The organism is Mesorhizobium sp. M7A.F.Ca.CA.002.15.2.1, from assembly GCF_003998715.1.
GTDB classification, from domain to species: Bacteria; Pseudomonadota; Alphaproteobacteria; order Rhizobiales; family Rhizobiaceae; genus Mesorhizobium; species Mesorhizobium ciceri.
Genome location: NZ_RZPI01000133.1, coordinates 1 through 9891 on the forward strand (window position 1 = coordinate 1; position 9891 = coordinate 9891).

Annotated in this window: 12 protein-coding genes; 4 read left to right on the plus strand and 8 right to left on the minus strand. The window is 64.3% G+C overall.

Annotated features, from left to right (window positions below; all coding sequences use genetic code 11):
* From ENZ74_RS10530 to ENZ74_RS10560, 7 genes are all read right to left on the minus strand, one after another.
* Positions 1 to 531 (minus strand): ABC transporter substrate-binding protein (locus tag ENZ74_RS10530; protein ID WP_245470942.1); only part of this gene is annotated, 531 nt, incomplete at its 3' end.
* Between the two features lie 33 nt (positions 532 to 564).
* A complete protein-coding gene (locus tag ENZ74_RS10535; RefSeq protein ID WP_024502122.1) occupies positions 565 to 1485 on the minus strand; it encodes an ABC transporter permease in 921 nt (306 codons plus the stop codon).
* A complete protein-coding gene (locus ENZ74_RS10540) occupies positions 1482 to 2348 on the minus strand; it encodes an ABC transporter permease (protein ID WP_128278528.1) in 867 nt (288 codons plus the stop codon). The genes ENZ74_RS10535 and ENZ74_RS10540 overlap by 4 nt, the downstream gene beginning before the upstream one ends.
* Positions 2349 to 2367: 19 nt before the next feature.
* A complete protein-coding gene (locus ENZ74_RS10545) occupies positions 2368 to 2985 on the minus strand; it encodes an ANTAR domain-containing protein (RefSeq protein WP_063169702.1) in 618 nt (205 codons plus the stop codon).
* The gene (locus tag ENZ74_RS10550; RefSeq protein WP_013528537.1) at positions 2982 to 4076 is read right to left on the minus strand and encodes a transporter substrate-binding protein; all 1095 of its coding nucleotides are present in this window, start codon (positions 4074 to 4076) and stop codon (positions 2982 to 2984) included. The genes ENZ74_RS10545 and ENZ74_RS10550 overlap by 4 nt, the downstream gene beginning before the upstream one ends.
* Before the next feature lie 178 nt (positions 4077 to 4254).
* Entirely contained in the window at positions 4255 to 4743 is a 489-nt protein-coding gene (locus ENZ74_RS10555; protein ID WP_013528538.1) for a hypothetical protein, read from the minus strand.
* 206 nt (positions 4744 to 4949) lie between these two features.
* Complete coding sequence (locus ENZ74_RS10560) at positions 4950 to 5819, minus strand: helix-turn-helix domain-containing protein (protein ID WP_013528539.1); 870 nt, start codon at positions 5817 to 5819, stop codon at positions 4950 to 4952.
* A gap of 92 nt (positions 5820 to 5911) precedes the next feature.
* Here ENZ74_RS10560 and ENZ74_RS10565 point away from each other — a divergent pair, with 92 nt between their 5' ends.
* Together ENZ74_RS10565 and ENZ74_RS10570 are read left to right on the plus strand one after the other, a co-directional pair.
* Complete coding sequence (locus tag ENZ74_RS10565) at positions 5912 to 7456, plus strand: 4-hydroxyphenylacetate 3-hydroxylase N-terminal domain-containing protein (protein ID WP_063169701.1); 1545 nt, start codon at positions 5912 to 5914, stop codon at positions 7454 to 7456.
* Between the two features lie 6 nt (positions 7457 to 7462).
* A complete protein-coding gene (locus tag ENZ74_RS10570) occupies positions 7463 to 7972 on the plus strand; it encodes a flavin reductase (RefSeq protein ID WP_013528541.1) in 510 nt (169 codons plus the stop codon).
* 29 nt (positions 7973 to 8001) lie between these two features.
* Here the strand turns inward: ENZ74_RS10570 and hpaR are convergent, their stop codons facing one another.
* Positions 8002 to 8397: a homoprotocatechuate degradation operon regulator HpaR gene (hpaR, locus tag ENZ74_RS10575; protein WP_224620863.1), complete on the minus strand. Its 396-nt coding sequence runs from the start codon at positions 8395 to 8397 to the stop codon at positions 8002 to 8004.
* A 215-nt stretch (positions 8398 to 8612) separates the two neighbouring features.
* Between hpaR and ENZ74_RS10580 the strand changes: the two genes are divergently transcribed.
* Positions 8613 to 8999, plus strand: a complete 387-nt coding sequence (locus ENZ74_RS10580) for a 5-carboxymethyl-2-hydroxymuconate Delta-isomerase (protein ID WP_013528543.1) — start codon at positions 8613 to 8615, stop codon at positions 8997 to 8999.
* 11 nt (positions 9000 to 9010) lie between these two features.
* On the plus strand, positions 9011 to 9891 hold an 881-nt coding region (locus tag ENZ74_RS10585; RefSeq protein ID WP_127312761.1), incomplete at its 3' end, for an aldehyde dehydrogenase family protein.

Genomic DNA, 9891 nt, shown 5'->3' on the forward strand with positions numbered 1-9891 from the left:
GGTGGCGTCGGGGCGGGTCAATTCGAATTTGACCGTGTAAGGGTCGACGACGGTGACGCCGGAGAGGCTCTCGGCCTTGCCGGCGGCGACATCGTCATAGCCCTTGATCGAGCCGAAGAAGCCGGCGCCGGGGCTCTGCGTCTTCGGATTGGTGACGCGGTCGAGCGAATATTTCACGTCGTCGGCCGTCATCTCGCGGCCATTGTGGAATTTCACGCCATGGCGCAGCTTGAAGGTGAAGGTCTTGCCGTCGGGCGAAATCTCGTAGCTTTCGGCGAGGTCGGGTTTCAAATTGGTGGTGCCCGGCTCGTAGTCCATCAACCCGTCGAACAGACTCTTGATCATCGACCAGTTCTGCCAGTCATAGCCGATCGCCGGATCGAGCGTGGCGACGTCGTCCTTGTAGGTGATGGTGATGGCGCCGCCCTGCTTGGCGTTCGGATCGACGGCGTCCTCGGCGCGAACGCTCGTCATGCCGAGCATCAGCGCCAGCGCCGATGCCGCTACCGTGGATGCGAGAAACCTTTTCATTTTTATGTTCCCTTTCTCTGTCTGGTTTTCATTTCATCTGAGCTTGATGCGGGGGTCGATGAAGGGCGCGATGATGTCGGCCAGCAGATTGCCCAGCACGATGGCGAAGGCCGACACCAGCGTCACACCCATGATGATCGGGATGTCGACGCGCTGGATGGCCTGCCAGGCGAGCTGGCCAATGCCGGGCCAGCCGAATACGCTTTCGACGACGACGATGCCGCCCATGAAGATGCCTATGTCGATGCCGATCATGGCGATCACCGGCAGGATGGCGTTGGGCAGCGCATGGCGGAACAGGATAGCTCGCCGCGCCAGGCCTTTGGCGCGGGCGGTGCGCACGTAATCCTGGCGCAGCACGTCGATCATCGACGAGCGCATCATGCGCGCGTACCAGCCCGCGCCGAGGATTCCCATGGTCAGTGACGGCAGCACCAGATGACGCCAGGTGCCGTAGCCGCCGATCGGGAACCAGCTGAGCCGCACGGCAAAGACGTAGAGCAGCAGCAGACCGACGACGAATTGCGGCGCCGAGACGCCGACGAAGGAGGCGACCATCAGCGTCTGGTCAGTGGCGGTGCCGCGCTTGACGGCGGCGATCAGGCCCATGCTCAGGCCGAGCAACAGCTCGCACAGGATGGCGCCGACCATCAGCAACAGGCTGGCCGGCAGCCGCGAAACGATCAGCTCGGTGACTTCGGAGCGCTGGATGTAGGAGCGGCCGAGATCGCCGCTGACGAGCTTCGTGAGATAGCGCCAGTACTGGACGACGAACGGCTGGTCGAGGCCGAGCTGCTGGCGGATGTTCTCGACCGTCTGCGGCGTGGCACTGCGGCCGGCGATCTGGCGCACCGGATCGGCGGGCAGGAGATAGAGCAGAGCGAAGGTGATCAGCGAGACGCCGAGCAGGATCAGCAGCGACTGGATGAGGCGGCGGCCGAGATAGGCGATCATGCCCGGCCTCTTTGCGTCGGATCGAGGATGTCGCGCAGCGCATCGCCGATCAGGTTGAAGGCGAGCGCCAGCGCCAGGATCGCGGCACCCGGAAAGAACACCAGCCAGGGTGCGGCCTGGAAATAGGTCTGGTTCTCGAAGATGATGTTGCCCCAGGACGCCGTGGGCGGCTGGACGCCGATGCCGAGGAAGGAGAGTGTCGCCTCGAGCAGCACGGTGGTCGAAATGCCGAGCGTGCCCCAGACGATGATGGTCGGTAAGAGATGCGGCAGGATGTGGCGAAACAGGATGCGCGGCGCGCTCGCGCCGATGGTGCGTTCGGCATCGATGAACTCACGCTCCGCCAGCGATGAGGTCTCGGTGTAGATGACGCGGGCGGTCTGCACCCAGTTGACCAAAGCGATGACCATGGCGACGATCCACAGGCTGGGCTCGAACACCGCGGCCAGGCAAATGGCGAGCAGCAGTGCCGGAAACGCCATCATCAAATCGGTGAAACGCATCAGCGCGCTGCCGATCCAGCCACGGAAATAGCCGGCGACAACACCGACCAGCGTGCCAATGAACAGTGCCACGCCATTGGCGACGATGCCGATGATCAGCGAGGTGCGGGCGCCGTAGAGGATGCGGGTCAGGAGGTCGCGGCCGAGCAAGTCGGTGCCCAGCCAGAATTTTGCATCCGGCGGCAAGGGCGAGCCCTCGATGGTCAGGCCGTCGAACATCTGCTCGTTGGGATCATAGCCAGTCAGCCATGGCGCCAGCACGGCGCCGGCAACGACGATGGCGACGATGACCAGCCCGAGCAGAGCCAGACGGCGCCTGACCAGCCGGCGCCAGACGCCGGCGCGCGGCTTGACCGGCATGCGCCCTGGCGCGGTGAGATCAGGCGCGATGGGACTGGTCATCGTCGCCTTCTTCGCCCGTTGCTTCTTCGCTTGTCATTGCCACGATCCGCCGCGCGGCATCCTCGACGCTGATCTGCCAGCTCATCGCCAGCGAGCGCAGCTGCGCATAGGCGCGGCCGTCATCGGCGCCTTTCGCCAGTGCCGTCACCGCGCGAACGATGGTCTGGCGTTCGGCAACGCGCTGGCGAAGCGAGGCGATCTCGCTGGCCAGGTGTTTTCGCGCCTCGAAACTCTGGCGCGCGATCAGCAGCGCGCTGTAGACGCCGGCATTGCCGACCGGCTTCAGCAGCTGCGCATCGGCCTTATGCGACAGCGCCCATTCGATGCGGCCCGGCGCCTCGGAACCGATCAGCGCCACCAGCGGCATCGGTGCCTCGCCCGGCTTCCACGGAAACTGCTCGTCAAAGCCGAGATCGGCGTCGAAGAAGACGAAATCGGCGGCCAGCGTCTCGGGCGGCAGTTCCGGCCAGCAATCCAGCGTGATCAGCCCGATGGCCGACAATTGCCTGGTGATCGCCTGCACCGTCGGATGTGGGCGATGCAGGATAAACGCCCTGGCGCCGCCGAGATTGGGGATGCGTGGGGCTCTGGTCACGACACCACCCTCAGGCGCGGGCGGCCGAATGTTTTTGCCGGGTCGTAGCGCGACAGATACGGATCCGGCGCGACTTCGTCTTCGCGGCTGACGACCTCGAAGAAGCCGTCCGCGATGCGCCCGATGATCACCGGCAGTGTCGCGTGCTGCGAGTGGGCGTCGATGGCGATCGGACCGAGCCGGGTGGAGAAGCGGCGTTCGGCGAAGGCTTTGGAGAATTCCGCCGGACCGGCGTCGGGATTGCTGGAGAGCACGTCGGCCATCACCTGCACCGAGGCATAGGCGGAGGCCTCGAAGGATGAGGCAAAGGCAGCCGGGCGCGGCGCGAAATACGGCCCGACCGACAGATGTCCCTTGCCGGATTCACCGATCGCCGGCAGCTCACCTTCGGTCAGGTTGCAGGAGATGACGGGGCAAGTCCCGGGACTGAAGGCGGCATCCTCGTGACCCAGGTCGCGATAGGCCGCGAGGAAGGCGTAGGACGAGGTGCCGATCAAATTGTTGAGGATGAAGTTCGGCCGCGTGGCGCGGATCTCCGCGATCAGCCGCGACACGTCGGTCTCGCCGATGCGCAGATAGCGTTCGCCCAGCACCTTGCCGCCGGCATCCGCGATCAGGTCGCGCGCGACGCGATTCATCTCCCAGCCCCAGATGTAGTTCGAGCCGAGCAGGAAGCCGTTGGCGCCGAAACGCGGCACGACATGCGCCATCAGCGGCACCAGATGCTGGTTGGGGCAGGCGTGCATGTAGACGACATGCTCATTGGCTTCGAAGCCCTCATAGGGGCAGGCGTACCAGAGCATGCCGCCGGCTTTCTCCAAGACCGGAATGGTTTCCTTGCGGCTCCAGGAGGTGACGCAGCCGATGACATGGCGTGCGCTGCTGGTCTTGAAGATATCTTCGCAAAGCGTTGCGTAGCGGTCCGCATTGCTTTGCGGATCGCGCTCCACCGGCACCAGTTCGATGCCTGAGCTGCGATCGGCGTTGATGTCGGCTATGGCGCGCATGGCGCCGATGCGGCACGCATCGGAGACGAGCTGATAGCTCCCCGAGCGGGAATACAGGATGCCGATCTCGATGCGCCGTTTCAAACAGGACCCCAGAAATGACAATGCCTCGCAGCCTGCGCCGGAAGGGCGAGGCATACGAGGCATTTTTGCCGCCCGGCAATCAGAGCCGGTATTTTGCGCTAGCGTATTCGGTCCGGCGGGTCAGTCAAGCCCTCAATGACATTTGCATGACCTGCCATCGCCGTTTCGCTGCCGCCGGCTATTTGGCCGCCGGCCTCTGGCCGAGTTGGCGGGCATAGGTCACACAGGCGTCCACCGTGCTGACACAAAGCGCGTCGCGCCTGTTCGGCAAATTGTTGTCGCCGGCATAGGCAACTTCGGCGACGCGGCCATCGACCATGCGAATTTGCGTATCGCAATAGCCGCCGGGAGCGACATTGACGGAGCCGCCGACCGCCGGGATCGCGCCGACCGCCAACGTCGGAACCACAATGCTGAGATTGCCGCGCTGGACGATGCGCTTGTAGGTCCAGATCTGGCCCGATTGGCCGGCGTCGGCGGTGGCGGTCGGAAACCCGGCGCACATTCGAACATCGGCTTCGCTGAGGCCGACCATCTCCTTGCGGGCAGCCGCCGCCGTTGGATCAACCTTGGCGATACGCGACGTGTCGTCGGGAACGACGCAGGAAGACTGGATGGCGACACAGAGAGCAGCGAGGCCAAGCTTTCGAATGCAGGAAAATATCATGCCGACTGTCAGATTTGCCCGATTGTCAGATTTTGCGTGGCGCCCGCCGCTCCTTTCTACCTAGGCAGACAGGCGAGCGGATCAACCCGTTCAGCTTCACGAAAAAGTGGCTGTGGCTGCATCATGGCCGGTCGGGAAGCCAACGCCCTGGCGGAAGCGGGCTCGCGCCGGAACGGCGCGCCAAGGTCCGCATCCATGGTCACCCATCAATGACCCTGCAACTGTTTCCGCCGCCAGGACGCGGGCGCTTCGCCGACCCGCGCGCGAAAGAATCGTGAAAAATACGCCGGGTCGTCGAAGCCGATCTCGTAGGCGATGTCCTCGACCGAGCGTACGGTGAACAACAGCAGCCGCTTGGCCTCCAGCAGCCGTCGCTCACCGACGACGCGTTTGACGCCGCTGCCCAGCACCGCGCGGCTGGCCTTGTCGAGAAGATGCGGCGTCGTGGCCAGCGCCTCGACGTAGCGATCAACAGGCCAGTTGTCGCGGAAATGCGCATCGGCGAGCCGGCGCAGCCCCAACGCCAGTGAGGCATCAGAAGACGCCGTGGCATCCTTTGTCTCGGGACTGAGGCGCGCGATGTGGGAGAGCGCGACGGCGATCAGCGCCTGCAGGACCCTGTCTTTGCCGGCTTGCGCCTCGGCGTATTCGGCGGCGATCATCTCCAGCACCGCCGCCAATCTGGCCCACGCTGCGTGCTGCGGCATGCCGTCGGCAAAGACCGGCCGGTCCAGCGGCAGCAGGCTGTGAGCCGCGATGGCCGCAAGCGCGCCGTCGGCGACCGAGACGACGATGGCGTCGGTGCCGGGGCCGATCGAGAAGCCGTGCACGATAGTGCTCGGCACGAAACTCACGGCAGGCGCCGAAAAGTCCCAGGATCGGTCTTCGATGCGGTAGGTACCGGAGCCGCTGGTCCAGAAGGTGATCTGACCCATCTGCGGGTGCTTGTGCGCGGCGACCTCACCAAGATGGATATTGCCGCGCGCAAGCACCGTCTCGACATGCAGAAAACCGACATCGAGCGGCCGCACCGGCTCGCCATAGACGAAGAAGTCGGGGATGGATCTCTGGCTCATGACGCCGGAAAAAGTCCAATCGGTTTTGCCGTTCCGTCCATAACCGATCGATGCCCAGGGCGCTAGGGTTACGGCTTAAGAGGAGGACCATCATGCGATCAGAAGACTTCCGCACCGATAAGGCACGCCCATTCACCGGGGCCGAGTATCTGGAGAGCCTGCGCGATCGCCGCGAGGTCTATATCAACGGCGAACGCATTGCCGACGTCACCACGCATCCGGCGATGCGCAATTCGGCGCGGTCGCTGGCGCGCCTCTACGACGCCCTGCATGATCCAAAGCGGCGGGACGCGCTGACGTCACCAACCGACACCGGCTCGGGCGGCTACACCCACAAATATTTCCGCGTTGCCAAGTCTTCCGCCGAGCTTGTTGCCCAGCAGACGGCGATCGCGGAGTGGTCGCGCATGTCCTATGGCTGGATGGGCCGCACGCCCGACTACAAGGCGGCGCTGATGAACACGCTCGGCGCCAATGCCGACTGGTACGGGCCGTTCAAGGACAATGCCCTGTCCTGGCACAAACGCGCGCAGGAAGCCGCGTTGTTCATGAACCACGCCATCGTCAACCCGCCGATCGACCGCCACAAGCCGGCCGAACAGGTGAAGGATGTCTTCGTCCACATCAACAGGGAGACGGACGCCGGCATCTACGTGTCCGGCGCCAAGGTGGTGGCGACGTCCTCGGCGCTGACGCACTACAATTTCCTGGCGCAAGGGTCGGCGACGGTGACCGAGGATCCGTCGCTGTCGGTGATGTTCATCGTGCCGATGAATGCGCCGGGGATAAAGATGTTCTGCCGCGTCTCCTACGAGCAGACGGCCAACACGGTGGCGGCACCCTTCGACTATCCGCTGTCGTCGCGCTTCGACGAGAACGACGCGATCCTGGTGCTCGACAATGTCTTCATCCCCTGGGAGGACGTGCTGGTGCTGCGCGATGCGCAAAAAATCCTGTCCTTCCATCCGGCCTCCGGCTTCATGCATGGCTACTGCTTCCAGGGCTGCACGCGTTTCGCCGTCAAGCTCGACTTTCTCGCCGGCCTGCTGGCCAAGGCGCTGCGCGCCACGGGCGGCGATGCTTTCCGCGGCAACCAGGCGGCACTGGGCGAGGTCATTGCGCTCAGGCACATGTTCTGGAGCTTTTCCAACGCCATGGCCTACAACCCGATCCCATGGGCGAATGGCGCCGTCCTGCCCAACCTCGAAGCCGCCCTTGCCTACCGCACCTTCATGTCGGAAGCCTATCCGCGCGTCATCGACACCGTGCGCCGGGTGATCGCCTCGGGGCTGATCTACCTGCCGTCGTCGGTGCGCGACTTCAACAACCCCGAGATCGACAAATATCTGGCGCAATATGTGCGCGGCTCCAACGATATGGGCCACATCGAACGCATCAAGATCATGAAGCTGTTGTGGGATGCGACCGGCACCGAGTTCGGCGGCCGCCACGGGCTCTATGAGCTCAACTATGCCGGTGCGCCGGAAGAGGTACGGCTGCAGGTGCTGAAAGGCGCCGAGCGCGGCGGGCGGCTGAAGGCGATGGAAGAGCTGGTCGACACCTGCATGGCCGATTATGACGAGAATGGCTGGACCGGCGATACCTGGTTCAATCCGCTTGTCTCAACGGCCGAGTGAAATCACATGGCCACGCAGATTTCGAAAGCCGATTTCCGCGACGCCATGGCGAGGGTCTGCGCGCCGGTCAACATCGTCACCACAGACGGGCCGGCAGGACGCGGCGGCTTCACCGCCACCGCCATGTGCAGCGTCTCGGACGAGCCGCCGACGCTGCTCGTGTGCATGAACGGGCGCTCGACCCAGGCCGCCATGTTCCTGTCCAACCGGCGCTTCTGCGTCAACGTGCTGACGCATGACCACATGCATCTGGCGGGAAAGTTCGCCGGCGCGACCAGGGACATGGAGGCGCGCTACGCCTCGGCGCGCTGGCAGACGCTGACCTCCGGCACGCCGGCGCTGTCGGATGCGATCGTCAACTTCGATTGCGAGATCGAGACCGTGCATGTCGTCGGCACGCACAATGTCATGATCGGCCGCGTCATCGATGTCCGGCACGGCAGCGGCGGCTCGGCCCTGCTCTATGTCGACCGGAATTATACGCAGCCGACACGGTTGGGCAGCTTTGGCGGGTGAGCCTGGACGAAACGGCCAGGACCGACCGCTCAGCTCTCGCCGTCGATCAAGCTCTCCAAGAGGTCGAGGAGCTGCTCCAGCTTCTCATGCCCAAAACGCTGTTCGATGTCGTCATAGATGACGCGACGCTCGGGCGACAGGGCGTCGATCAGGGCGGAGCCGGCAGGCGCAATGGTCAGCACGACGCGGCGGCCGTCGCCTTCGGCCTTGTTGCGGGTGATGAATTTGCGTCCCTCGAGCGCCTTGATGATGCGCGTCAGGCTGGGCGGCAAAACCGAGGCGCGATCGGCAAGTTCCGTCGCCTCGACCGGGCCGGCTTCGCTGAGCACACGCAGCACGCGCCATTGCTGTTCGGTCACGTCATGCGCCGCAAGCATCGGCCGAAACCGCGCCATCACCGCTTCGCGGGCATGAAGCAGCGCCATCGGCAGGGAACGACGGGTATTTTCAGGCAGCAAAAAAGAGCCTCCCACGCTTGCGATCGAAACAGGCCTTCCCTCGGCCGAATCCGCCAGCCGGGGCCCGTTCCTGCCATCCCGTATCGTTGCGCCAAGGCCGATGCAAGACTTGACTTCGCGGATGCGGCATGTAATTAACGCGTTAACTACAACAAAGCAATAACCCAGGGAAACGAAGCGCCGTGCCTCACTTCTCCATCGAGTATTCGGCCAATCTCGATGCCAAGGTCGATATGGACGAATTGTGCGCGCTGGTGTTGCGCACAGTGCTGGACACCGGGCTGTTCGAGACCGGCGCCGTGCGGGTGCGGGCCTTTCGCGCCGAGGCCTACGCGATGGCCGACAGCCTGCCGGAAAACGCTTTTCTCGACATGTCGTTTCGCATCGGCACCGGCCGCAGCCCGGACGAGAAGAAGCGGACCGGCGAGGCTGTCTTCGCGGCGGTGAGCGAATACCTTGCCACCCTGTTCGAGACCCCGCATTTCGCCCTGTCGCTCGAAATCCGGGAAATCGACCCGGTGCTCAGCTGGAAGAAAAACGCAATCCACCCGCGGCTGCGCGGCAAGTGACGGAACCCGACATGTCCGACCTGCAAGGCAATCTGAAAAAGGCCGAGGCCTATCTGGCCCGCTTCAAGCGCGATGGCGTTTTGAACCAGATCGGCGGCGAGGCGGTGCCGGCCCTCGATGGCGCGACGTTCGAAACGCTGTCGCCGGTCGACCTCAAGCCGCTGGCAAGCGTCGCGCGCGGCGGGGCCGCCGACATCGACCGCGCCGCCAAGGCGGCGAAGGCGGCGTTCCCAGCCTGGGCAGCCATGCCTGGCGAGGCACGCAAGAAGCTGCTGCACAAAATCGCCGACGCAATCGAAGCGCGCGCCGAGGAGATCGCTTTTGTCGAATGCATGGATACCGGCCAGGCGCTGAAGTTCATGGCCAAGGCAGCGCTGCGCGGTGCCGAGAATTTCCGTTTCTTCGCCGACCGCGCGCCCGAAGCGCGCGACGGCGAGACGCTGCGTACGACAGGCCAGGTCAATATGACGACGCGCGTTCCGATCGGCCCGGTCGGCATCATCACGCCGTGGAACACACCGTTCATGCTGTCGACGTGGAAGATTGCGCCAGCGCTGGCGGCCGGCTGCACCGTGGTTCATAAGCCGGCTGAATTCTCGCCGCTGACCGCCCGCCTGCTGGTCGAGATCGCCGAGGAGGCCGGCCTGCCGAAAGGCGTATGGAACCTGGTCAACGGCCTTGGTGAAGACGCCGGCAAGGCGCTGACCGAGCATCCCGACATCAGGGCGATCGGTTTTGTCGGCGAAAGCCGCACCGGTTCGATGATCATGAAGCAAGGCGCCGGCACGCTGAAGCGCGTGCATTTCGAGCTTGGCGGCAAGAACCCTGTGATCGTCTTTGCCGACGCCGATCTCGAGCGCGCCGCCGACGCCGCCGTATTCATGATCTATTC

Excerpts from the sequence above, each read along its gene's own strand:
- ENZ74_RS10535 (WP_024502122.1), bottom strand. The coding sequence starts at position 1,485 with ATGATCGCCTATCTCGGCCGCCGCCTCATCCAGTCGCTGCTGATCCTG.
- ENZ74_RS10565 (WP_063169701.1), top strand. The coding sequence starts at position 5,912 with ATGCGATCAGAAGACTTCCGCACCGATAAGGCACGCCCATTCACCGGG.
- ENZ74_RS10570 (WP_013528541.1), top strand. The coding sequence starts at position 7,463 with ATGGCCACGCAGATTTCGAAAGCCGATTTCCGCGACGCCATGGCGAGG.
- ENZ74_RS10560 (WP_013528539.1), bottom strand. The coding sequence starts at position 5,819 with ATGAGCCAGAGATCCATCCCCGACTTCTTCGTCTATGGCGAGCCGGTG.
- ENZ74_RS10555 (WP_013528538.1), bottom strand. The coding sequence starts at position 4,743 with ATGATATTTTCCTGCATTCGAAAGCTTGGCCTCGCTGCTCTCTGTGTC.
- hpaR (WP_224620863.1), bottom strand. The coding sequence starts at position 8,397 with ATGGCGCTGCTTCATGCCCGCGAAGCGGTGATGGCGCGGTTTCGGCCG.
- ENZ74_RS10540 (WP_128278528.1), bottom strand. The coding sequence starts at position 2,348 with ATGCCGGTCAAGCCGCGCGCCGGCGTCTGGCGCCGGCTGGTCAGGCGC.